Source organism: Streptomyces sp. DSM 116795 (assembly GCF_055792905.1).
On the sequence record NZ_CM147707.1, the window covers coordinates 4,877,506 to 4,900,933 of the forward strand.

General features: G+C 70.7%; 20 protein-coding genes. 14 read left to right on the forward strand and 6 right to left on the reverse strand.

Features of this window, described 5'->3' with window-relative positions; translation table 11 throughout:
• Nucleotides 1-37: 37 nt before the first annotated feature.
• From putP to ACSMXX_RS21000, 3 genes are all read right to left on the reverse strand, one after another.
• Nucleotides 38-1,621 carry a sodium/proline symporter PutP gene (gene putP / locus ACSMXX_RS20990; RefSeq protein ID WP_473180247.1) on the reverse strand — a complete coding sequence of 528 codons (1,584 nt, stop codon included), beginning with the start codon at nucleotides 1,619-1,621 and terminating at the stop codon, nucleotides 38-40.
• Between the two features lie 333 nt (nucleotides 1,622-1,954).
• Nucleotides 1,955-2,629: a maltokinase N-terminal cap-like domain-containing protein gene (locus tag ACSMXX_RS20995; protein WP_473180248.1), complete on the reverse strand. Its 675-nt coding sequence runs from the start codon at nucleotides 2,627-2,629 to the stop codon at nucleotides 1,955-1,957.
• 102 nt (nucleotides 2,630-2,731) lie between these two features.
• Nucleotides 2,732-3,094, reverse strand: coding sequence for a DUF4180 domain-containing protein (locus ACSMXX_RS21000; protein ID WP_473180249.1), 363 nt, complete (start codon nucleotides 3,092-3,094; stop codon nucleotides 2,732-2,734).
• A 14-nt stretch (nucleotides 3,095-3,108) separates the two neighbouring features.
• Here ACSMXX_RS21000 and ACSMXX_RS21005 point away from each other — a divergent pair, with 14 nt between their 5' ends.
• The 6 genes from ACSMXX_RS21005 (at nucleotide 3,109) to ACSMXX_RS21030 (ending at nucleotide 10,763) form a co-directional block, all read left to right on the forward strand.
• Nucleotides 3,109-3,417 carry an ATP-binding protein gene (locus ACSMXX_RS21005; protein ID WP_473180250.1) on the forward strand — a complete coding sequence of 103 codons (309 nt, stop codon included), beginning with the start codon at nucleotides 3,109-3,111 and terminating at the stop codon, nucleotides 3,415-3,417.
• 140 nt (nucleotides 3,418-3,557) lie between these two features.
• Nucleotides 3,558-4,253 carry a hypothetical protein gene (locus ACSMXX_RS21010; protein WP_473180251.1) on the forward strand — a complete coding sequence of 232 codons (696 nt, stop codon included), beginning with the start codon at nucleotides 3,558-3,560 and terminating at the stop codon, nucleotides 4,251-4,253.
• A gap of 92 nt (nucleotides 4,254-4,345) precedes the next feature.
• Nucleotides 4,346-6,517: a bifunctional polysaccharide deacetylase/glycosyltransferase family 2 protein gene (locus tag ACSMXX_RS21015; RefSeq protein ID WP_473184886.1), complete on the forward strand. Its 2,172-nt coding sequence runs from the start codon at nucleotides 4,346-4,348 to the stop codon at nucleotides 6,515-6,517.
• On the forward strand, nucleotides 6,514-7,821 hold the full coding sequence (locus ACSMXX_RS21020; protein WP_473180252.1) for an acyltransferase family protein: 1,308 nt from the start codon (nucleotides 6,514-6,516) through the stop codon (nucleotides 7,819-7,821). The genes ACSMXX_RS21015 and ACSMXX_RS21020 overlap by 4 nt, the downstream gene beginning before the upstream one ends.
• A gap of 93 nt (nucleotides 7,822-7,914) precedes the next feature.
• Entirely contained in the window at nucleotides 7,915-9,366 is a 1,452-nt protein-coding gene (locus tag ACSMXX_RS21025) for an MFS transporter (RefSeq protein WP_473180253.1), read from the forward strand.
• 110 nt (nucleotides 9,367-9,476) lie between these two features.
• Nucleotides 9,477-10,763, forward strand: coding sequence for a uroporphyrinogen-III synthase (locus ACSMXX_RS21030; protein WP_473180254.1), 1,287 nt, complete (start codon nucleotides 9,477-9,479; stop codon nucleotides 10,761-10,763).
• On the opposite strand, the gene ACSMXX_RS21035 is transcribed toward ACSMXX_RS21030, so the two are convergent.
• Nucleotides 10,753-11,199 (reverse strand): DUF4190 domain-containing protein, encoded by a 447-nt coding sequence (locus tag ACSMXX_RS21035; protein WP_473180255.1) that lies wholly within the window; start codon nucleotides 11,197-11,199, stop codon nucleotides 10,753-10,755. The genes ACSMXX_RS21030 and ACSMXX_RS21035 overlap by 11 nt on opposite strands.
• Nucleotides 11,200-11,476: 277 nt before the next feature.
• On the opposite strand from ACSMXX_RS21035, the gene ACSMXX_RS21040 reads away from it, so the two are divergent.
• Nucleotides 11,477-13,927, forward strand: a complete 2,451-nt coding sequence (locus ACSMXX_RS21040) for a HelD family protein (RefSeq protein ID WP_473180256.1) — start codon at nucleotides 11,477-11,479, stop codon at nucleotides 13,925-13,927.
• Nucleotides 13,928-14,134: 207 nt separating this feature from the next.
• Here the strand turns inward: ACSMXX_RS21040 and ACSMXX_RS21045 are convergent, their stop codons facing one another.
• Nucleotides 14,135-14,341 carry a cold-shock protein gene (locus ACSMXX_RS21045; protein WP_028433118.1) on the reverse strand — a complete coding sequence of 69 codons (207 nt, stop codon included), beginning with the start codon at nucleotides 14,339-14,341 and terminating at the stop codon, nucleotides 14,135-14,137.
• A gap of 315 nt (nucleotides 14,342-14,656) precedes the next feature.
• Between ACSMXX_RS21045 and ACSMXX_RS21050 the strand changes: the two genes are divergently transcribed.
• Both ACSMXX_RS21050 and ACSMXX_RS21055 read left to right on the forward strand, forming a co-directional pair.
• Nucleotides 14,657-16,123: an NAD-dependent malic enzyme gene (locus tag ACSMXX_RS21050; RefSeq protein ID WP_473180257.1), complete on the forward strand. Its 1,467-nt coding sequence runs from the start codon at nucleotides 14,657-14,659 to the stop codon at nucleotides 16,121-16,123.
• 467 nt (nucleotides 16,124-16,590) lie between these two features.
• Nucleotides 16,591-16,872 carry an HU family DNA-binding protein gene (locus ACSMXX_RS21055; protein WP_028433116.1) on the forward strand — a complete coding sequence of 94 codons (282 nt, stop codon included), beginning with the start codon at nucleotides 16,591-16,593 and terminating at the stop codon, nucleotides 16,870-16,872.
• A gap of 243 nt (nucleotides 16,873-17,115) precedes the next feature.
• On the opposite strand, the gene murA is transcribed toward ACSMXX_RS21055, so the two are convergent.
• Complete coding sequence (murA, locus tag ACSMXX_RS21060) at nucleotides 17,116-18,435, reverse strand: UDP-N-acetylglucosamine 1-carboxyvinyltransferase (RefSeq protein ID WP_473180258.1); 1,320 nt, start codon at nucleotides 18,433-18,435, stop codon at nucleotides 17,116-17,118.
• Nucleotides 18,436-18,798: 363 nt separating this feature from the next.
• Between murA and ACSMXX_RS21065 the strand changes: the two genes are divergently transcribed.
• The 5 genes from ACSMXX_RS21065 (at nucleotide 18,799) to ACSMXX_RS21085 (ending at nucleotide 23,398) form a co-directional block, all read left to right on the forward strand.
• Entirely contained in the window at nucleotides 18,799-19,506 is a 708-nt protein-coding gene (locus tag ACSMXX_RS21065; RefSeq protein ID WP_473180259.1) for a YqgE/AlgH family protein, read from the forward strand.
• Between the two features lie 11 nt (nucleotides 19,507-19,517).
• A complete protein-coding gene (locus ACSMXX_RS21070; protein ID WP_473180260.1) occupies nucleotides 19,518-19,817 on the forward strand; it encodes a DUF3039 domain-containing protein in 300 nt (99 codons plus the stop codon).
• 397 nt (nucleotides 19,818-20,214) lie between these two features.
• Complete coding sequence (locus tag ACSMXX_RS21075) at nucleotides 20,215-21,528, forward strand: extracellular solute-binding protein (protein WP_473180261.1); 1,314 nt, start codon at nucleotides 20,215-20,217, stop codon at nucleotides 21,526-21,528.
• On the forward strand, nucleotides 21,525-22,511 hold the full coding sequence (locus tag ACSMXX_RS21080) for a carbohydrate ABC transporter permease (RefSeq protein ID WP_473180262.1): 987 nt from the start codon (nucleotides 21,525-21,527) through the stop codon (nucleotides 22,509-22,511). The genes ACSMXX_RS21075 and ACSMXX_RS21080 overlap by 4 nt, the downstream gene beginning before the upstream one ends.
• A 44-nt stretch (nucleotides 22,512-22,555) precedes the next feature.
• Nucleotides 22,556-23,398, forward strand: a complete 843-nt coding sequence (locus ACSMXX_RS21085) for a carbohydrate ABC transporter permease (protein ID WP_473184887.1) — start codon at nucleotides 22,556-22,558, stop codon at nucleotides 23,396-23,398.
• Nucleotides 23,399-23,428 lie beyond the last annotated feature (30 nt).

The following is a 23,428-nucleotide window of genomic DNA, read 5'->3' on the forward strand; positions in this document are numbered from 1 at the left end:
TGCCCGGCCGTCAGTGCTGCCACTTGAGCGGCCCGAGTCACCTCCCTGTGCCGCCCATGGGCGACGAGGGGTACGAGGGGTACGAGGACGACCGGTCCCGGGTTTCCGGCGCGGCCTGGGGAGTGTCGTCCTGTGCCGTGCTGGTCCAGTCGCGCGTCGGGCGACGCCCGGCGAACTTGCCGAAGATCAGTGCGGCCGCGGTGGCGGTGAGGACGCCGGGCACCATCGCGTAGACGCCCGTTTCCAGCGGCCCGAGGAGCGGGTCGATCTCCTTCCACAGGAGCACGGTGAGGGCACCGGTGAGCATTCCGGCCTTCGCTCCGGCCGCCGTCATCCGCGGCCAGAACAGCGACAGGAGGATCACCGGACCGAAGGCCGCGCCGAATCCCGCCCATGCGTACGCGACGATGTCGAGCACTGCGCCGCCGCTCAGCGCGATCACATAGGCCACCAGCGCCACGGCCAGCACGCTCAGACGCCCGATCATCAGCAGAAACCCGTCGGAGGGCTGCCGCTTGAGGAACGCACGGCAGAGGTCCTCCGTGAGGGACGTGGCCGAGACCAGCAGCTGGCTGTCCGCCGTGGACTTGATCGCGGCCAGCACGGCCACCAGCAGGAGCGCCGCGATCCAGGGCGAGGTCAGGTCCGCGGAGAGCTTGATGACGACCGTCTCCGGGTTGCCCAGCGGCTTGTCGAGCGCGGCGATCCCGGCAAGCCCGATGAGGGACGCGCCCACCAGGACGGCGGTCACCCAGCCCACGCCCAGACGGCGGGCCAGCGGTATCTCCCGTGTGCTGCGGATACTCATGAAGCGGGTCAGGATGTGGGGCTGGCCGAAGTAGCCGAGCCCCCAGGCGAGCAGTGAGATCAATCCGACGGCCCCGAGCGGCTCGCCCGCCGTCCACGTCTTGTCGGCGAAGGACGCCTTGGTCCCAGGGTCGAGCAGTGCAGGGGCCGCGGCGGTGAGTTGACTCTGCAGGGCGTCGAAACCGCCGAGCTTCCAGACGGCGATCGTGGGGAGAGTGACCGCCGTGAGGAACATCAGCGTGCCCTGTATGGAGTGGCTGATGCTCAGGGCCCGGAAGCCGCCGAGGATTGTGTAGATGACGATCACCACGGCGAAGACGGTGAGTCCCAACTCGAAGCCGGCGCCGAATATCTCGTCGGCCAGGAGACCGCAGGCGACCAGCCCGCTGGCGACGTAGACGGTGAAGAACACGACGGTGACGGTGGCCGAGAGGAGCCGTATCACCCTGCTCCGGTCTTCGAAACGTTTCTCCAGGTACGACGGCAGGGTCACGGCACCGACCCGCTCGGTGTAGACGCGCAAACGGGGTGCGACAAGACGCCAGTTGAGATAGGTGCCGATGATCAGGCCGACGGCGATCCACGTGGCACCGATCCCGGCCGCGTACACGGCGCCGGGCAGGCCCAGAAACAGCCAGCCGGACATGTCGGCTGCTCCGGCGGACAGGGCCGCTGCCGGGGCGCTGAGTTGACGGCTGCCGACGGTGAAGTCGTCGAACGTGGCCGTTTCTCCGTGCGTCATCACGCCGACCATGACCATCGCGATCAGAAAGACTCCGAAGGTGAGCATGGTTGGGACGGTCAGGGCGAACATTTCTTACTCCCTGTGCTGGGAAGCGACCGCAAGCGACGCCGGCTCATGCCGCGTACGTGGCCACATTTCGGGTTGGAGAAGCTGAAGCTCAGGGTGGGGCTGCTGGAGCCTAGGAAGGCGCGGCGCGTACTGGCGAGGGAATCCGAGGCCGCACGTCCTGATCGGATCCGGATCGTGATGTCTGCGCAGCTCCAGACCTTCGACTTCGTCCGTCCGCGCCCTGCTTCGGCGTCTATGCGCCTGGCTCGAATTCAGCCTCGCCGGCTCACAACCGGCCGATCGTGCCCTGGGTGCCGACCGTGCCTAAGTGCGCGTATGCGTGCCGGTGCCGACTCACCGGGCGTCAGGCCTTGAGCGCAGTACGGCGAACAGTGCGCGTGCGCGGCTGCCGTCCGGCATCTGCCAGGGACCCGCGACGTGGCCGCGCGCTCCTTGCCGAAGCTGCGGCGGGTCGTCCGGTGCGGGCTGCAGCACCCGGTGCAGACGGAGGGTGCTGCCGTGCGGGAGGAGGTCCAGCTCGGTGCCCTCTTGATCGTCGGTTGCCGCGGGGGCGGCGGTGAAGTCCGCATGCGTCCCGTCACCTGTGCTGAAGCGGGTGATCTCCCGGTCCGGGGTGTCGGTGATGCTCTGGGCCTGCGCCTCGGCCCGGCCCTCGATCAGGGCGACCAACTGGCCGACCAGCACCGGGTCGTGGCAACCGTCGTAGGCCCAGCGCGGCCCGAGCACTCCGTGCTCCATGGTGCCGATGAGGGCGTGGTCCGCCCCGTCGAGCGGGGCGCCGCGATAGGTGAGCGGCACCAGATACGTGACCGGCGTGGCGCCGGAGGTGTCGGTGACCACCATGAACTCGATCCCCACCTCACCCTCCGGATCGTCCAACCGGAAGCCGCCCGCCTTGGCCAACTCCGGTTCGCCCGTGCCGCCGCGGTACCACGCACGGGAGGGAAGCCACGAGGCGAGCAGTTCGAGCTTGGTCGGCTTGACGGTGGTGTGGTGGATGATGGCCATGCCGGATGCTCTCCTCCGTCAAGCTGATGTGCGCCTTCGCAGTCCCCGATCGTACGGATGCCCAGTGAACGCTTCGGGCCCGGTTCCCTCGATGAGGCGGCCTCAGGTGCTCAGGCGCCTCCGCAGCGCCTGGATGTCGCTCAGGAACCACGTCTGGCGGCCCTGATTGCACTCCCGCACGAAGTCCCGCAGAGCCGGGCTGGCCTCCGTGTGACGGGAGATGTCGCCGAGAATCGCGACACCGAGGCGATAGTTGGCGAACTTCTGGATGATCTCCCCGGCGATCCGCGTGCGCAGACTGAAGAACGCTTCGTCCAGCCGCTCGGCCGGAATGACGACCCAATGAGCACCCTGGTACCACGCATCTCCGATGCAATCCAGCACGTCGCCTTCGCTGCCGATGGTCTCGCCCTCGCGGGCGCACATCAGGACAAGGACGTCATGAATCCGCTGCACAGTGCTCACAGCAGCGAAGGCTATTGCCGTACCCGCACGAGGGCGACGTCATTTCCGGGCTCCGCGCTCGGCGTTCTGGTCGGGTACGGGTGGAGCTTGCCTTCCGCTCGACGAGGCCGTTGTGCTCCAGCATGCGCAGGTTCCGGGTCGCCGGCGGGCTGTGCCGGGTCGAGGTGCACGACAGCGGGCCGGGGTGGCCGCAAATCCCGGACGGGGAGGACGAGTTGGAGGCGGGCGGGCGCGGGCTGAGGCTCGTCGCGGAGCCGGCGGACAAGTGCGGCGTCGAGCGGCGGGACCCGGGCAAGATCGTGTGGATCGAGTTCGGCCTGTAACAGGCTTGTCACCGAGTTGTCCAATGAGTAGGCAAAAAACCCGACTAATCACATTTCTGCCTTCACATCTGCGCTACATTTTCTCCTTCAACTAGGAGGGGGCGTGCTCACCCGATTTTGGGGGAGCGCGCGGAGGTGACATGGCAACTGAATCAGAGGGACAGCCGGACGACGGCGCAGTACCCGTCTTCGTGGACAACAGCGGTGGGCGGCGCCGCACTTGGCGTCGGCTCGGCCTGGCCTTGGGGACGCTCGGCGGCGGCTACGCACTGGTCGTGGCGGTGAGTGTGATCGGGGGGAACTCCGAGGCACCTTGGGGGGTGCTGATCCCGGGCGACGGCAACGACAGGCGCGGCGCTGCCCGCGTCGTTCCGGAGCGGGGCGACGACGCGCACAGGCAGCTCCCGGGGGCGGTGGCGAGCCGCTCCGGCGAGCCGAGTCCCGGCGGGTCCGCAACGCCGGGCGCACCCGGCGCCAACGGGGCGCGTACGCCGGGGAGTTCGTCGGAGAGCTCACCCGCTGCCCGTTCGTCCGCGAAGAAGGCGCCGGCACAAGGCGCCCCCAAGAGCGATGGCACGGACGGAAAGAACGATGGCCAGGGCGGCACGTCCAGCGCGAAACCGCCCGCCGAGCCCGCGAACGGCGGGGGCTCGGGCTCCGGTTCTGGTTCCGCAGGCTCCACCGGCGGCGGCGCACCCACCGAACCCGAACCGAGCCCCTCGGAATCCTCAGGGTCCCCGGACCCCTCGCCGCAGGGCGGCATCCTGGACCAGATCCTCGACGGGCTCGGCGGCGGCAGCCGTACGAGCAGTGCCACGGCGGCAGGTGCCGAGTGAGGCACCGGAACGCAGCCGCCGCCCCGACCAAGAGGCGGCGGCTGCCGCTGCGTTACCTGCTCCCCTCGGTGCTGCTCGTCGTCGTCGTGGTGATGCTGCTGCTGCGCGGCTACGTGCACAGCGAATTCCTCGCCGACCACCGCGTACGGCCCCCTGCCCCCACCGGCGACGTACCGGAGAAGGTCCTCTCCGGAGGGCCCGTGCTCGACGCACGCGGCGAGCGGCCGGTCAGCCACCGGGTGCCGGACCACAAGATCGTGCTCACCTTCGACGACGGCCCCGACCCGGAGTGGACGCCGAAGGTCCTCGACGAGCTCGCCGAACACGACGCGCACGCCGTCTTCTTCGTCACCGGGACCATGACCGCCCGCTACCCGGAACTGGTCCGGCGGATGGTGGAGGAGGGCCACGAGGTCGGGCTGCACACCTTCAACCACCCCGATCTCTCCTACCAGTCCTCCTCCCGCGTCCAGCGTGAACTCGCCCAGAGCCAGCTCGCGTTGGCGGGCGCGGCGGGCGTGCACACTTCGTTGTTCCGGCCGCCTTACTCCTCCACCGCCGATGCGCTCGACGACAAGTCGTGGCCGGTCATCCGTGAGGTCGCGAGCCAGGGCTACATCACCGCGTTCATCGACACCGACAGCAAGGACTGGGCGCGTCCCGGCGTGGACGAGATCGTGCGGCGCGCCACGCCTCAACAGCCCGGCAAGGGCGCGGTCGTGCTGATGCACGACGCCGGGGGCGACCGTTCGCAGACGGTGGCGGCGCTGGACCGGATGCTGCCGGATCTGCAGGCGCAGGGTTACGAATTCCCGCGGCTGACCGAGGCGTTGGGGGCTCCGAGCCCGCACTCGGCGCAGCACGGGCCGGACTTGTGGAAGGGCCGCGCCTTCGTCGCGGCGGTCGGAGTGTCCGACAACGCGATGGGTGTGCTCGTGGTGGCGCTGATCGCGGTCGGCGTCCTGGTCGTCGCGCGGTTCGTGCTGATGCTCGTGCTGTCGACGGTGCATGTGCGGCGCGTACGGCGGCGCGGACCGCCCGGCGGTGAACCGCGGGCGGTCACGGATCCCGCCGCGGATCCCGCCACGAAGCCCGTCACCGTGCTGGTGCCCGCGTACAACGAGCGCGAGTGCATCGCGGACACCGTGCTCTCACTCGCCGCCAGCGACCACCCGCTCGAAGTGATCGTCGTCGACGACGGCTCGACGGACGGCACCGCCGGCATCGTCGAGGCGCTCGGCCTGCCGGGCGTGCGCGTGCTGCGCCAGGCGAACTCGGGCAAGCCCTCCGCCCTCAACAACGGCCTGCGGCACGCCTCGTACGACCTGATCGTGATGATGGACGGCGACACCGTCTTCGAACCCTCGACGGTGCGCGAGCTCGTCCAGCCCTTCGCCGATCCGCGCGTGGGCGCCGTCGCAGGCAACGCCAAGGTGGGCAACCGCCGCAGGCTGATCGGCGCGTGGCAGCACATCGAGTACGTGATGGGCTTCAACCTCGACCGCCGCATGTACGACGTGCTGCGCTGCATGCCCACCATCCCCGGCGCCGTCGGAGCCTTCCGGCGTACGGCACTTGAGCGCGTCGGCGGCATGAGCGACGACACGCTCGCCGAGGACACCGACGTAACGATGGCGCTCCATCGCGACGGCTGGCGCGTGGTGTACGAGGAGCGGGCGCGCGCCTGGACGGAGGCGCCCGGGACGGTCAAGCAGCTGTGGTCGCAGCGTTACCGCTGGAGCTACGGCACCATGCAGGCGATCTGGAAGCACCGGCGCGCGGTGCTGGAGCGCGGCCCGTCGGGGCGCTTCGGACGGGTGGGACTGCCGCTGGTCTCGATGTTCACGGTGCTGGCGCCGCTGCTGGCGCCGCTGATCGACGTCTTCCTCGTCTACGGGCTGGTCTTCGGGCCGACGCTGAAGACTGCGGGCGCATGGCTGGCAGTGCTGGTGGTGCAAGGGCTGTGCGCGGCGTACGCGTTCCGGCTGGACCGCGAGCGTCTGGCGCCGCTGCTGACACTGCCGCTGCAACAGCTGCTGTACAGGCAGTTGATGTACGTGGTGCTGATGCAGTCGTGGATCACTGCGCTGACCGGCGGACGGCTGCGGTGGCAGAAGCTGCGCCGTACGGGGCTGATGAGCGCGGCGCCCGTGGCGGCGGGCGCACCGGCCACGGCGTCGGCCGTGGCGCCCGCGGCGCCCGTGGCGGCCCCGGCGCAGGCGGTGGGGGAGCGGGGAACGCGGGAGAAGAGCTCCGTCGGATGAGCAACCACCGCGCCGCGCACCGGCGGACGTCCGGTGCGCCACCGGGCGCCCCGCCGTCCGGGCCCGCGCCCGTGCACGCGCCCCCGTCCGCCGGCTCCGTCACCACCGCCGCCTCCGCGCCCGTACGCGACCGCTATCTGGACCTGCTGCGGGCCGTCGCCCTGGTGCGCGTCGTCGTGTACCACACCTTCAGCTGGGCGTGGCTGACGTTCCTCTTCCCGTCCATGGGCGTGATGTTCGCGCTCGCCGGTTCCCTTATGGCGCGGTCACTGGGACGGCCCGCCGGAACCGCCCTCGGAGTCGTACGCGGCAGGGCACGGAGGCTGCTGCTGCCGCTGTGGCTGTACGGTGCCGTGCTGCTGACGGTGCTCTTCGTGCAGGGATGGCGGCCGGGCCAAGGCGGTGCGGGCGGCTGGCTGCGCCTCCTCTGCTGGATCGTGCCGCTCGGCAGCCCGCCGTACCCGGAGCAGATCGGCGCCGACGGCGGCCTGCTGGACGTCAGTTGGGCGATGGAGGCGGCCGGGCCGCTGTGGTATCTGCGCGCCTACCTGTGGTTCGTGCTGGCCTCGCCGCTGCTGCTGCGCGCCTTCCGGCGGCTGCCGTGGGTGACGCTGCTCACGCCGCTCGCGCTCACCGCCGTCCTCGGTACCGGGCTGGTGCGCGTCCCCGGCGAGACGGGCGAGGCCGTCACCGACTTCGCGGTGTACGGCTCCTGCTGGCTGCTCGGCTTCGCGCACCACGACGGACTGCTGCGGCGCGTCCCCGCGTACGCCGTCGCGCTCGCCGCCCCCTTGGCGATGGCGGCCGGCCTGTGGTGGGCCGGCGGCCACCCCGGCGAGGACGGCTGGGACCTCAACGACATCCCGCTCGGCCAGGCCCTCTGGTCGTTCGGCTTCTGTCTGCTGCTGCTCCGGATCAGCCCGTCCTGGAACCGGCTGCCGGGGCCGCTCGGCCGGCTGGAGCGTCCCGTCACGCTGGCCAACTCCCGTGCCGTCACCCTCTATCTGTGGCACCAGCCGGCGCTGATCGCGACGGTGCCGCTGCTGGACCTGCTGTGGCGCGTTCCGGCTGTAGCGGATTCGCAAGGGCTGTCGGGAGCGCTGGAGAGCTCGTACGGCGTGCTGATGTTCCTGGCCGTCTGGCCGCTGGTGGCGCTGCTGATCGCGGCGTTCGGATGGGCGGAGGACGTGGCCGCGCGCCGACGGGCGCGGCTGTGGCCCCGTACGAAGACGCCCCCGGCGGCCGCCCCCGAGGCGGGCGGCGTACCCGCACCGTCTCTCACCGGCGCCGACAGCGGCAGGTGAGCGCAAGGTTTCCTGCGCGACACCTCGCAGCACGGCACCGAAACGCGGCATCCCTAGCTTCGGGTGCGACACCCGGAGAACTGTGGAGGCGCCATGACACCCGCGACCCGTGCGACCGCTGCGCCCGGCAGCACACACGAGACCGGCAGCACACCGGACACACCCCGGAAGGGCCGCTGGATCGAGCGCTGGGAGCCCGAGGACGAGACGTTCTGGCGGGAGAGCGGCGAACGCGTCGCCCACCGCAACCTCCTGCTCTCCGTCTTCTCCGAGCACATCGGCTTCTCCGTCTGGACACTGTGGTCGGTCCTGGTGCTGTTCATGGGCCCCGAGTACGGCGTCGACCCGTCGGGCAAGTTCCTGCTGGTCGCCATGGCGACGCTGGTCGGCGCGGTGTGCCGCGTGCCGTACACCTTCGCCGTCGCCCGCTTCGGCGGCCGCAACTGGACGGTGATCAGCGCGGGCATGCTGCTGCTCCCGACGGCGGCGGCGTGGCTGGTGATGGAACCCGGCACGTCCTACTCGACCTTCATGGCGGTGGCACTGCTCACCGGCGTCGGCGGCGGCAACTTCGCCTCGTCCATGACCAACATCAACTCCTTCTTCCCGCTGCGCCGCAAGGGCTGGGCCCTCGGCGTCAATGCGGGCGGCGGCAACATCGGCGTGCCCGTCGTGCAGCTCGCGGGGCTCGCCGTGATCGCCACCGCCGGCGCCGGCCATCCGCGCGTCCTGCTGAGCGTCTACATCCCGCTGATCGTGCTCGCCGTAGTCTGCTCCGCACGCTGGATGGACAACCTCGGGCCCGTACGCAACGACACCGGCGCCGCCCGGGAGGCGATGCGGGACGCGCACACCTGGATCATGTCCTTCCTCTACATCGGCACCTTCGGCTCGTTCATCGGCTACAGCTTCGCCTTCGGGCTGGTGCTCCAGACGCAGTTCGCCCGCACGCCGCTGCAGGCCGCGTCGCTCACCTTCCTCGGGCCGCTGCTGGGTTCGCTCGTACGGCCGCTGGGCGGGCAGCTCGCCGACCGCTTCGGCGGGGCGCGGATCACGCTGTGGAACTTCGCGGCCATGGGCGGGGCGACGCTCGTCGTCGTGGTGGCGTCGCTGCGCGAGTCGCTGCCGTTCTTCCTGGCGGGCTTCACCGCGCTGTTCGTGATGAGCGGCATCGGCAACGGCTCGACGTACAAGATGATCCCGGCGATCTTCCACGCCAAGGCGCTGGCGGCCGGCCGCACCGGCGAGGACGCGGCGGCGAGCGGACGGCGGCGCTCGGGCGCGGCGATGGGCCTGATCGGCGCGATCGGAGCGCTGGGCGGGCTGGGGATCAACCTCGCCTTCCGGCAGTCGTTTGAGACGGTGGGGACAGGAACGGCGGCATACCTCACCTTCCTGGCCTTCTACGGAGTGTGCTGCGCGGTCACCTGGGCCGTGTATCTGCGGCGTCCGGCAGCGCCGAGGGGCGGGCCGGAGGGCACGGCGGACAGCGGACCGGCGGCGCCGGGGCAGCAGCGGAAGCCTGCCGCATACGCCGAGGTGTGAGGGGTGTGAGCCCCCCGGCGTAACAACCGGGAAACCCCGGAGTACCGAGCCCGTCATCCGCTGTTGACAGGCTCGGTACTCGGTACGAGCAGGGGCGGAGCGAGAACGACATGCACGAACAGGCGGAACGAGGCGCGCGGGGCACATCACGGCGCACGCGCCCCGAGCAGGACCCGGGGTACACCCAGGACCCAGGGCACACCCAGGGCGCGCGGCAGCAGGTGAAGCCGCTCGCCGGTTTCACCGTCGGCGTCACCGCCGCCCGCCGCGCGGAGGAGCTGGGTGCGCTGCTGGAACGCCGCGGCGCCGAGGTGCTGCACGCACCCGCGCTGCGTATCGTCCCGCTCGCCGACGACAGCGAACTCCTCGACGCCACCAAGGCCCTCGTCGAGCACGCCCCCGACACCGTGATCGCGACGACGGCGATCGGCTTCCGCGGCTGGGTCGAGGCCGCCGAGGGCTGGGGCTTCGGCCCGGACCTGCTGGAGCGTCTGGGCGAGGTGGAGGTGCTCGCCCGCGGCCCCAAGGTGCGCGGTGCGATCCGCGCGGCCGGGTTGAAGGAGGCATGGTCACCGGAGTCGGAGTCGATGGCCGAGGTGCTCGACCGGCTGCTCGCACAGGGCGTGGACGGGCGGCGCATCGCGCTGCAGCTGCACGGCGAGCCGCTGCCCGGCTTCGTGGAGTCGCTGCGGGCGGCGGGCGCCGAGGTCGTAGGCGTGCCGGTCTACCGCTGGATGCCGCCGGAGGACATCGCTCCCGTGGACCGTCTGATCGACGCGACGCTCGCCCGGGGCGTCGACGCGCTGACCTTCACGAGCGCGCCCGCCGCCGCGTCGCTGCTGGAACGCGCCGGACGTCTCGGCGTACGGGAGGCACTGCTGGAGGCGATGCGCACGGACGTGCTCGCCGCGTGCGTCGGCCCCGTGACGGCGATGCCGCTGGAGAACAACGACGTGCCGACGGTGCAGCCGGAACGCTTCCGCCTCGGCCCCCTCGTACAGCTGCTCTGCACCGGCCTGCCCGGCCGGGTGCGGGCGCTGCCGGTCGCCGGGCACCGGGTCGAGATCAGGGGGCGTGCGGTCGTCGTCGACGGGGAGCTGCGCTCCGTGCAGCCCGCGGGGATGGCGCTGCTGCGGGCACTCGCCCGCCGTCCGGGCTGGGTGGTCTCGCGGGCCGGACTGCTGCGCGCACTGCCCGGATCGGGAACCGACGAGCACGCCGTGGAGACCGCCATGGCGCGGCTTCGGGTGTCGCTGGGCGCCCCGGAACTGATCCAGACCGTCGTCAAACGGGGCTACCGGCTGGCTCTCGACGCGGCCGCCGAAAGCGGCAAGTACGACGGCGAACAGGAGAGCGGCGACGCCGGCAAGGACGCCGCCCGCCGCTCTACGGGCTGATGCTGTCCACGAAGTCCCGCTCGCACTGCTCCTGCTGGGCCGCCGTGGCCGCCCCGCGCATGCAGCTCTCCAGTTCCTCGTAGTCCCCGGAGCTCAGCACGGAGACCACGAAGACCAGCACGACCGACGAACCGACGAGGGCGAAGGTCCCGATGACCGCGCCGACGAGGGCGAGCGTGCCGTTCGTCGCCTCGCCCCGCTTGCCGCGGCGGAAGCCGACGATGCCGAAGATCAGTGCGAGCAGGCCGAGTACGACGCCGCCCAGCACCGTCCAGAACAGCAGCGCGCCCACCAGCCCGAGCGTGAGCGCCGCGACGCCGAGCCCGTTGCGCGGCGGCCGTGCCGGCTCCCACTTCCCCGGATCGCCGCCCGGCCAGGGGCCTCCGCCCGGACCTGGACCCTGATGTGCGGCTCCCCAGCTCTGAGGTGAACTCATGGCGCGTCCTCCGGCGTGCTCGGCTTCCCGGGTAGTCGGCTTCCTGCCCCGCTCCGGCCCCGATACTCATTCCGGGACGCCCGCCGCAGATGCGCAGGGCATGGTCGTTCGCGTACGGTTGACGGCTGCCCTTGGGCGAGCCCGAGAAGACGCACGGCGGACGCGGTGGACGGCTGCGGCAGCCGCGGAATCCGTCCGAACGTCCAGTGCCGGCAAGGGCGCCCGTACCAGCAGATCCCGCAGGACCCGCACAACCCGCAGAAGGGGGGCCGCCGCGTTGGCAGCGCAGCACGACTCCGCCCGGGAGCGGGAGATCCGCGAGGAGCAGCAGCACCTGGACGAGGTGTACCGCCGGCTCGAGGAGAAGATCCACGAAGCCGAGTTCTTGATGGACGACGCCTCGAAGCGGGCACAGGTCGGCACTCCGGGGGCGCTCGCCGAGCGGGACGCGCAGGTCTTCCGCGCCGGCGTGCACCTCAACAGGCTGAACCGGGAGTTCGAGGACTTCCTCTTCGGACGCATCGACCTGCTCCCCGGCGCGGACGCCGAGAGGGGCGCCGACGGCGCGTACACCTCCATCGAGCCCGCCGAGGGCGCCGTGCGCCCCGACGGCTCCGCCGACATCGCCGAGACCCTCCACGTCGGGCGCATGGGCGTGCTCGACGCCGACTACACCCCGCTCGTCATCGACTGGCGGGCACCGGCCGCCGCGCCCTTCTACCGTGCGACGCCGGTCGCGCCCGGACGGGTCGTACGCCGCCGGGTCATCCGCAGCAAGGGCCGCCAGGTCCTCGGCGTCGAGGACGACCTGCTGCGCCCTGAGGTCAGCGCCAGCCTCGGCGGCCGGGAGCTGTCCGTCGTCGGCGACGGGGCGCTGATGGCCGCGCTCGGGCGTGCCCGCGGGCACGCGATGCGGGACATCGTCTCGTCCATCCAGGCTGAGCAGGACATGGTCATCCGTGCACCCGCCGCGTCCGTCACGGAGGTCGAGGGCGGGCCGGGCACGGGCAAGACGGCCGTGGCCCTGCACCGCGCCGCGTACCTCCTCTACCAGGACAGACGGCGCTACGCGGGCGGCATCCTCGTCGTCAGCCCGACACCGCTGCTCGTCTCGTACACCGAAGGCGTGCTGCCCTCCCTCGGCGAGGAGGGGCAGGTCGCCGTCCGCGCGCTCGGGTCGCTCGTCGAGGGCGCCGAGGCGGAGACGTACGACACTCCCGGCGTTGCCCGCGTCAAGGGATCGGCGCGCATGGCGAAGGTGCTGCACCGGGCGGCACGCGCCGCACTGGACGCCGGCGAGGTGCCGCAGACGCTGCGGGTCGTGGCCTTCCGCAACCGTGTCGAACTGGACGCCGCCGAACTGCGCCACGTACGGCGGCAGGTGCTCGGCGGCACCGCTCCGGTCAACCTGATGCGCCCCCGCGCCCGCAGGTTCCTGCTGGACGCGCTGTGGGAGAAGTCGGGCGCCGGCCGCCGCTACACCGACCCGGAACTGGCGGCGGAGGCCCGCGAGGCGTTCGACGAGGACATCTCGTCCGAGGACGAGTTCCTCGCGTTCCTCGACGCGTGGTGGCCGGAGCTGACGCCGCGCCGGGTGCTGGCCTCGCTCGCCGACGGGGAGAACCTGGCGCGCATCGCGGGCGTACCCGTGAGGGCCGCCCGGTCCGGGCAGAGCCGGTCCGCACGCGCCAGGGGAAGCCGCAGCCGCGGGCGCCGGGTGCTGGAACCCGGCGAGGTGACCGCCGTCGCCGCCTCGCTGCGCCGTCTCGACGCGCAAGGCCACGGCCCGCTCTCCGTCCACGACATCGCACTTCTGGACGAGCTCCGCGTGCTGCTCGGTGTGCCCCCGAAGCCGCACCGGCGCGAGACCGACCCCTCTCCCGAGGAGGTCCTCCAACAGCTCACCGGGCTGGACGAGTTGACGACCGCGGCCGACCGCGACCCCTCCGCACGCCGCGACGGCGCGGACCGGCAGGCGGAGGAGCGCACCGACTACGCGCACGTCATCGTCGACGAGGCACAGGATCTGACGCCCATGCAGTGGCGGATGGTCGGCCGCCGCGGCCGGCACGCCACCTGGACGGTCGTCGGCGACCCGGCCCAGAGCTCCTGGCCCGACACCCACGAGGCCGCCGAGGCACGCACGGAGGCACTGGGCGCGCGGCCGCGCCGCCGCTTCGAACTGACCGTCAACTACCGCAATCCCGCCGAGATCGCGGAGCTCGCGGACCGCGTGCTGGCGCTGGCGATGCCGGGCATGGCACCCCCGAAGGCGGTGCGCTCGACGGGGCTGCGGCCCCGGTTCGCAGCCGTACGGGGCGAGTTGAGCGCGGCCGTGCGCGAGGAGACCGAGCGCGCACTGGCGGAGGTGGACGGCACCGTCGGCGTCGTCGTCCCCATGCACCGCAGGGACGAGGCACGCGAATGGCTGGCCGGGTTCGACGACCGCGTCGTGACGCTGGGAAGCCTCGAGGCCAAGGGACTTGAGTACGACGCGACACTCGTGGTCTCGCCCGCCGAGATCGCCGGCACCGCCCGTGCCGAGTACGACGTGAACGCGAACGGCTCGAACGAAGCGGGCGGCGAGGGCGGTGCCGGCGCCGGCACGGGTGCCGGTCTGCGGGTGCTGTACGTGGCCCTGACGCGGGCGACACAGCGGCTCACGGTGCTGTCCGGGGAGCAGGATCTGCCGGACGCCGACGGTGTTCCGGAGCTGCTCAGAGACTGACGGAAATCGCCCCCAGGGAAGGGAATCGCTCCCTGAGGCTGTTTGTTAGCCTGGATGTGGCACCGGCCCGATCCATGCCCCCGGGCCCAACCATTGTCGCTTCGAGCGACCACTTGCCGCGAGGCGAGCTGGCGGGTCGGTGTCACCAAAGACTTCTCGAGCTTCCGCTTCGGTGAAGCTCTCTTCAGGGGTTCGTGCCGTCGGCCTTCAGCCGATGATGCGGACCCCTTCCGCCTGCGGGCCTTTGCGGCCCTCCGCGATCTCGAATTCCACGCGCTGGGTGTCCTGCAGACTGCGGTAGCCCTCTCCGTGGATCGAGCTGTAGTGGACGAATACGTCCGGTCCGCCGTCCTCCTGGGCGATGAAGCCGTAGCCCTTCTCGGCGTTGAACCACTTGACGGTGCCCTGAGCCATTCCTGGTCTCCCTGTATGCATATGGGGTTTGCGGGCCGATCCTAGGCTGAGATGGGGCGCTTTGAAGTGATTTGGGGCGTAGACACAGACTTTCGCGCCGGGGTCGAAAACGGGGGCCGGAGGACCCCCGATCACCGCCATCTCGTACTGTGGAAGGCTCTTTCCGCGCCTAGGCCCGGTCCGGTCCGCGGGTTACCCCGTACCGGAGGGTAGGTGCGACGATCTGTTGACGCGCCCCACCCCCCGGCGTCGATACTTCGGCGCCCCGGACAGGTGCGGCACAACGCGTCAAGGGAAAGCAGAGGGAAGTCGGCAATGAGCGCGCCCAGCGTCTCCTACTCGATGACGGTCCGTTTGGAGGTCCCCGCCGGAGGGACCGCGGTCAGCCAGATCACCACGGTCGTGGAGTCGTCGGGCGGTTCGGTCACCGGCCTCGATGTCACCGCCTCGGGGCACGAGCGGCTCCGTATCGACGTCACGATCGCCGCCTCGTCCACCGCGCACGCCGACGAGATCGTGGCGGAGCTGCGCGACATCGAGGGCGTCGTGCTCGGCAAGGTCTCGGACCGTACGTTCCTGATGCACCTCGGCGGCAAGATCGAGATGTCGTCGAAGCATCCCATTCGCAATCGCGACGATCTCTCCATGGTCTACACGCCGGGCGTCGCCCGCGTGTGCACGCAGATCGCCGAACACCCCGAGGACGCGCGGCGGCTGACGATCAAGCGGAACAGCGTCGCCGTGGTCACCGACGGCTCCGCGGTGCTGGGCCTGGGCAACATCGGCCCGCAGGCCGCGCTGCCCGTCATGGAGGGCAAGGCGGCCCTCTTCAAGCGCTTCGCGGGGATCGACGCCTGGCCGATCTGCCTGGACACCCAGGACACGGACACGATCGTGGAGATCGTACGGGCGCTGGCGCCGGGCTTCGCCGGGATCAATCTGGAGGACATCTCCGCCCCGCGCTGCTTCGAGATCGAGGCGCGGCTGCGCGAGCTCGTCGACATCCCCGTGTTCCACGACGACCAGCACGGCACGGCCATCGTCGTCCTCGCCGCGCTCTACAACGCGCTGCGCGTCGTGGACAAGCGCATCGAGGACATCCGCGTGGTGATGTCCGGTGCGGGAGCCGCCGGGACGGCGATCCTGAAGCTGCTGCTGGAGGCGGGCGTCAAACACGCAGTCGTCGCCGACATCCACGGTGTGGTGCACGACGGGCGCGAGGACCTCGTCGGCGAGGCCGAGGGTTCGCCGCTGCGCTGGATCGCGGAGAACACCAACTCCGAGCGGATGACCGGGACGTTGAAGGACGCCGTCGTCGGCACCGACGTCTTCATCGGCGTCTCCGCTCCGAACGTGCTCGGCGGCAGGGACGTGGCACGCATGGCGGAAGGCGCCATCGTGTTCGCGCTCGCCAATCCCGACCCGGAGGTCGACCCGGCGGTGGCGCGCGAGACGGCCGCCGTCGTCGCCACGGGCCGTTCCGACTTCCCGAACCAGATCAACAACGTGCTGGTCTTCCCCGGCGTCTTCCGCGGCCTGCTGGACGCGCAGTCGCGGTCCGTCAACGACGAGATGATGCTGGCCGCCGCGCGTGCGCTCGCCGACGTGGTGCTCGAGGACGAGCTCAACCCGAACTACATCATTCCCAGCGTCTTCAACGAGAAGGTCTCCGGCGCCGTAGCAGGCGCCGTACGGGACGCGGCACGCGCCGCCGGAGAGACCGCCGTCGCGCCGGCACCGACGACGGCCGCCGCCACCACGGCGGACGGGCCCGCGGTCTGAGCACGCCGGGCACGGGCACGGCGGGTTCGGGCACGGCGGCCGGAGCGCGCACACCTGCGGCACGAAGCGGTTTGCGCGGGCGCCCAGGGGTACTCACGCCCCGGTGAGCTCACGCCGGGAGCGGCCCGGGATCCCGGCCGTCCACCGCATGGTGGTACGGCGCGTCGCGAGGTGCAGGGTCACGACGCCCCCTCTAGGGTTGCGGCAGACACAAGCCTGTGGGGCGTCAGCACGGCGCGGCCATCGCCGCCGCTCGTGTGACTCCGCAGCTGTCAGGACGATCCGGATTGGCTTTCCCGCCGTACGTAGGGGCAGGATTCGTCCCCAGGGGACTTCGTCCTGGGGATTCCCCACGGGGCGGGAGGGTCTCAAAAGCAGACCCTGGTCAGGGGACTGTCCGAGGGCCCTGGCAGCATCGGCTTCGATCTCACGCCTCATCGGCAAGAAGAACACGGGAGTAACGAGTTATGAACCGCAGTGAGCTGGTGGCCGCTCTCTCCGAGCGCGCCGAGGTGACCCGTAAGGACGCCGACGCCGTTCTGGCCGCCCTCGCCGAGACCGTCGGCGAGGTCGTCTCCAAGGGCGACGAGAAGGTCACCATCCCCGGTTTCCTCACCTTCGAGCGCACCCACCGTGCGGCCCGCACCGCGCGGAATCCGCAGACCGGCGACCCGATCGAGATTCCGGCCGGGTACAGCGTGAAGGTGTCGGCCGGCTCGAAGCTCAAGGAATCCGCCAAGGGCAAGTAAGGGCCCCGCGGGCCGGGAGCGGCTGCCTGCCGCTCCCGGCCACGCACGCGACGAGGGCGGTCACCCGGACCGGGTGACCGCCCTCGTTGTGCGTTCCGAGCCGCCGCGGCAGTGCGTGTTGTGAAAGTCACTCCGGACTCCGTCCGGCGGTGCACCGGATCTGCCGGGGGAGCTCCCTTGACGCCTTGGACGCCTTGGACTTACGTCCTTACGGGTGGGGCCGCCGCGTTCAGAACCCGCCCGCTACGGGCGTTCCGCCTTGGCGCCGAGTTCCCCGAGCTTGTTCATGAAGTTCTCGTAGCCGCGGTTGATCAGATCGATGCCGTGGACGCGGGAGGTGCCCTGGGCGGCGAGCGCCGCGATCAGATACGAGAAGCCGCCGCGCAGATCGGGAATGATCAGATCCGAGCCCTGCAGTTTCGTCGGGCCCGAAACCACCGCGGAGTGCAGGAAGTTGCGCTGCCCGAAGCGGCAGGCCGAACCGCCGAGGCACTCGCGGTAGAGCTGGATGTGGGCGCCCATCTGGTTCAGCGCGGAGGTGAAGCCGAGGCGGGACTCGTAGACCGTCTCGTGGACGATCGACAGGCCCGTGGCCTGGGTGAGGGCGACGACGAGCGGCTGCTGCCAGTCGGTCTGGAAGCCGGGGTGCACATCCGTCTCCAGCGCGATCGACTTCAGCGGACCGCCCGGGTGCCAGAAGCGGATGCCCTCGTCGAGGACCTCGAATGCGCCGCCGACCTTGCGGAAGGTGTTGAGGAAGGTCATCATCGCGCGCTGGCTGGCGCCGCGTACGAAGACCTGGCCCTCCGTCGCGAGGGCCGCGCTCGCCCACGAGGCGGCCTCCAGGCGGTCGGGGAGGGCGCGGTGCGTGTAGCCGCCGAGCTTGTCCACCCCGGTGATGCGGATCGTGCGGTCCGTGTCCATCGAGATGATCGCGCCCATCTTCTGCAGCACGCAGATGAGGTCCTCGATCTCGGGCTCGACGGCGGCGTTGCTCAGCTCGGTGGAACCCTCCGCGAGGACCGCGGTGAGCAGCACCTGCTCGGTGGAGCCGACGGACGGGTAGGGCAGGCGGATCTTGGTGCCGCGCAGCCGCTGCGGTGCCTCCAGGTACTGGCCGTCGGCGCGCTTCTCGATCGTCGCGCCGAACTGGCGCAGCACGTCGAAGTGGAAGTCGACGGGGCGGCCGCCGATGTCGCAGCCGCCCAGGCCCGGGATGAAGGCGTGCCCCAGGCGGTGCAGCAGCGGGCCGCAGAAGAGGATCGGGATGCGGGAGGAGCCGGCGTGCGCGTCGATGTCGGCGACGTTGGCGCTCTCGACGTGGGACGGGTCGAGCACCAGCTCGTCCGTCTCGTCTCCGGTGGTCACGGTCGTGCCGTGCAGCTGCAGAAGACCGCGTACGACCCGGACGTCGCGGATGTCGGGGACGTTGCGGAGCCGGCTGGGCTCGCTTCCCAGCAGCGCGGCGACCATCGCCTTCGGAACGAGGTTCTTCGCGCCACGGACACGGATCTCGCCATCGAGCGGGGTGCCGCCGTGTACGAGCAGGATGTCGTCGGTCATGGATCTCCGCGTTCCTGAAGACGGTTCGGGGCAGATGATTTGAGGCCGGTCAGGCCTCGCCGGCCCCTGGAGAAGTTCTGGGGCGAGACGAAGAACAATCGTAATGGTCCCGGCGCACCCCCGCGTAAGAGAGGCGGTCGGGGCAGCTCGGTCGGGGAACGGTCACGTTGTGTGAGGGTGAAGTGTCCGTGACGTGATCGGAGTTGCGCGTCCGGGGTGGATTGTGCGGGGGTGTCAGGGATGCTGTGCGCGGGATCTGCGTAGATCCGGTGCACATGCCGTGAGCAGGGCGTACGCCGGATCCGGGGTGCCCGATCCGGCCGTTGGCTCCCACGGAAGGCTCACGTGCGGGATCATTGCCGCATGACCGAGGTGTCCTCGCTCACCGGGCGGCTGCTCGTCGCCACTCCGGTGCTGGCCGACCCGAACTTCGACCGGGCCGTGGTCCTGCTGCTCGACCACGACGTGGAGGGGTCGCTCGGCGTGGTGCTCAACCGCCCCACGCCCGTAGACGTCGTCGACATCCTGGAGCCCTGGGCGGCGCTCGCCGGTGAGCCCGGGGTCGTCTTCCAGGGAGGGCCCGTCTCGCTGGACGCCGCGCTGGGTGTGGCCGTGGTGCCCGCCTCGCAGGGCAGCAGGGACGCCGCGGAGGAGCCGGCGCAGCCGGGAGAGCCGGCGGAACCGGCGGATCCGGGAGAGCGGGGGACGGCAGGGACGGCAGGGCCGGACGGGGGCGACGGCGGAGCCGCGGCCGGGAGCGACGAGGAGGTGCGCGACGGGCCGCTGGGCTGGCGCCGCGTGCACGGCGCGATCGGCCTGGTCGACCTGGAGGCGCCGCCGGAGCTGCTCGCCGCCGAGCTGGGCTCGCTGCGCATCTTCGCCGGGTACGCGGGCTGGGGGCCGGGGCAACTGGAGAAGGAGCTGTCCGAGGGCGCGTGGTATGTCGTGGAGTCCGAACCGGGCGACGTCTCGTCGCCGTCGCCGGAGCGTCTGTGGCGGTCCGTGCTGCGGCGGCAGCGCAGTGAGCTGGCGATGGTGGCCACATACCCGGACGATGCCTCCCTGAATTAGGCTTGGTCCGCATGAGCACTCTTGAGCCTGAGCGCGGTACGGGCACCGGCACCCTCGTCGAGCCGACACCGCAGACTTCGCACGGAGACGGCGATCACGAACGGTTCGCCCATTACGTCCAGAAGGACAAGATCATGGCGAGCGCCATGGACGGTACACCCGTCGTCGCGCTCTGCGGGAAGGTCTGGGTGCCCGGGCGTGACCCGAAGAAGTACCCGGTCTGTCCCATGTGCAAGGAGATCTACGAGACGATGAGCTCGCCCGGCGGCGACAAGGGCGGCGGCAAGGACGGCAAGGGCGGCGGCAAGTAGCAGCCCGGGCGGCCGGCGGCCGCACCCCGCCTGAGCGGCGGTCGCACCGTCGGCCCGCTTCCGGCCTCCCCGGCCTCGCTTGGCCACGCCGTCGTCCCGGCCGTCCCAGCAGGCGGCTCGCCCGCAGCTCTCCGTGCAAGGCTCACAGCGCGCCCCGTCCGTCCCTCTCCGGGACGGACGGGGCGCGCTGGTCTGTTGAGGGGCGGACGTCGCTTCGCGCGCTTCCCGACGTGCTTCCTGCCGCGGCCGCGACCGTACGTCCTGCCGCGGCCGCGGCAACGGATTGGTCGAGACCTATTGCCCGGGCGGGTAGGGGCTCGTAATCTCCTGTGCGGTTGTGCGACGCGGAACTCGCGTTGCGAACTCTGCAACGCCCTATGAGGGTTGGGGGATCGCCGTGAAGTCGACCGGACGAACTGCTGCGCTGCCGACAGGTCTTGCGCTCGCACTCGCACTGACAGGAACGCTGCTGGCGGGCTGCGCGCCCTCCACGTCCGGCGGCGGGCCGCAGAAGGACGAGAAGAGCGGCACCCTGCGGGTGTGGCTCTTCCGCGAGGTCGGCAACGAGCCGAAGGAACGCGTGGTCGACGGCGTCATCCGGAAGTTCGAGAAGCGGCACGAGGGCGTGAGCGTCGACGTGCAGTACATCCCCGTCGACAGCCGCGCCGAGAAGATCAAGGGCGCCTTCAACGACCCCTCGTCCGCGCCCGATGTGATCGAGTACGGCAACACCGACACGGCCGGCTACGTCGAGAACGGCGGACTGGCCGATGTGAGCGGGGAGTTCGCCGACTGGTCGCAGGCGCGGGACGTGGACCCCACGGCGAAGAAGTCGGTGACCGTCGGCGGCAAGGTCTACGGGGCGCCGTTCTTCGTCGGCGTGCGGGCGCTGTACTACCGCACCGACGTCTTCCGCGAGCTCGGCATCGAAGTGCCGCGCACCCTCGGTGAAGTCGCCTCGTCCGCGCGGAAGATACGCGCTGAGCGGCCCGGCATGTACGGGCTCGCCGTCGGAGGCGCGTACACGTACGGGGCCATGCCGTTCATCTGGGCGCACGGCGGCGAACTGGCCCGGAGGAAGCAGGGCGGCACCTTCACCGCGGCCGTCGACAGTTCACGGGCGAAGCGCGGAATCTCCGCCTACACCGATCTGTTCGGCGACGACAACTGTCCTGCCGTGAAGTGCGCGGAGATGGGCGGCAACGAGAACGTCGAGGCCTTCGCGGCGGGCAAGGCCGGAATGGTCGTCGCCGGTGACTTCAACCGTCAGGCGATGGAGGACGGAAAGGTCAAGGGCGACTACGACGTGGTGCCGCTTCCCGGGACCGAACGCGGCAGCATCGCGCCCGCCTTCGCGGGGGGCAACAACATCGGTGTGCTGAAGAGCAGTTCGCACCGCACGCTCGCCGTCGCGCTGCTGCGGGAGCTGGCCGGAAAGGAGACCCAGCGGGAGCTCTTCGACGCCATGGGCTTTCTGCCGACCTTCACCGACACACGCGAAGAGGCGGCGAAGAAGGAGCCGTTCGTCGAGCCGTTCGTCGAAACCCTCGACGCGGGCACGGAGTTCGTGCCGGCGTCGCCCGCGTGGGCGGAGATAGACGCCGGGCTCGTGCTGCCGTCGATGTTCCAGCAGATCGCGGGGAAGAAGAGCGGCGTGGACGAGGCGGCGGGGGAGGCCGCGGGGAAGATGGACGAGGCGTTCGCCGAGTGAGCGCCGTCGCGCCGGCGCCGCGGACGGCAGCGCCGGGCACGCCGGACGCCTCGGCCGCTCCCGCGTGCCGCCCGCCGGGAAGCCGCGGGGCGCCGGACCGGCCCGTACGGCAAGGACGCTGGACGCCGTGGCTGTATCTGGCGCCCGCGCTCGTGGTGCTCGCCGGGCTGCTGGCCTATCCCGTCTACCAGTTGGGCCTGATCTCCCTACTCGAATACACCCAGGCCCAGGTCAGCGGCGGCGAGCCGACGTCCTTCCAGGGCCTGGACAACTACGCCGAACTCTTCGCCGACAGCCAGTTCTGGCACGTACTGCTGGCGACCGTGCTCTTCGCCGCCGCGTGCGTCTTCGGCACCCTCACGGCCGGCTGCGCGCTCGCCGTGCTCCTCACGCGCGTACGGGCGCTGCCGCGGCTGCTGGTGATGCTGTCCGCGCTGGGCGCATGGGCGACCCCGGCCATCACCGGCTCCACGGTCTGGGTGTTCCTCTTCGACGCCGACTTCGGGCCCGTCAACAGGGTGCTGGGACTGGGCGACTTCTCGTGGACGTACGGACGGATGAGCGCCTTCGCGCTGGTCTTCCTCGAAGTGGTGTGGTGCTCGTTCCCACTGGTGATGGTGACCGTCTACGCGGGAATCAGGGCCGTGCCGGCCGAGGTGCTGGAGGCGGCGTCGCTCGACGGCGCTTCGCAGTGGCGGACCTGGCGCAGCGTGACGGCACCGATGCTGCGGCCGATTCTGCTCGTCGTGACGATCCAGTCGGTGATCTGGGACTTCAAGGTCTTCACGCAGATCTATGTGATGACGGGCGGCGGCGGGATCGCGGGACAGAACCTCGTGCTGAACGTGTACGCATATCAGAAGGCGTTCGCCTCCTCGCAGTACAGCCTCGGTTCGGCCATCGGCGTCGTCATGCTGCTGCTGCTTCTCGGGGTCACCCTGGTGTATCTGCGGCTGCTGCGGCGGAAGGGCGAGGAGCTGTGACGGGGCCAGTCGGGACGGGGCTGTGCGGAGCTGTGTCCAAGACGATGTCCAGGACGGTGTCCAGGATCAGGCCGTGGCGGCTGGCGGCCGAGTCGGCCGCGGTCGCCGTCGCACTCGTCGTGGCCTTTCCCCTTTACTGGATGGTGCTTTCGGCCTTCAAACCCGCCGGCGAGGTGCGCTCGGCGCATCCCGTGCCATGGACGCTGAATCCCTCTTTGGACGCCTTCCGGCGGGTGTTCGGGCAGCAGGAGTTCGGGCGCTACTTCCTCAACAGCCTGCTCGTGGCCGGGACTGTCGTCGTCGCCTCCGCCCTTATCGCGTTTCTCGCGGCGACGGCGGTGACGCGCTTCCGCTTCCGGTTCCGTACGACGCTGCTCATTCTCTTCCTCGTGGCGCAGATGGTGCCGGTCGAGGCGCTGACCATCCCCATGTTCTTCCTCATGCGGGACGTCGGCGCGCTCAACTCCCTTCTGTCGCTGATGCTTCCGCACCTCGCCTTCTCACTTCCGTTCGCCGTGTGGATGCTGCGCGGTTTCGTGAAGGCGGTGCCGGACGCGCTGGAGGAACAGGCCGTGATCGACGGGGCGAGCCGCACACGGTTCCTGTGGCAGATCCTCTTCCCCTTGGTCTTTCCGGGACTTGTGGCGACGAGCGTCTTCTCGTTCATCTCGACGTGGAACGACTTCCTCTTCGCCAAGTCCTTCATCATCTCCGCGACCGAGAACTCCACACTCCCCATGGCCCTGTTGGTCTTCTTCGACACCGAAACCCCCGACTGGGGCGGGGTGATGGCCGCTTCGACGGTGATGACACTGCCCGTTCTGGTCTTCTTCGTCCTCGTGCACCGGCGTCTGGTCTCCGGGCTCGGGGGCGCGGTGAAGGACTGACCCCGAGGAGACCCGAGGAGAGGTGTCGCG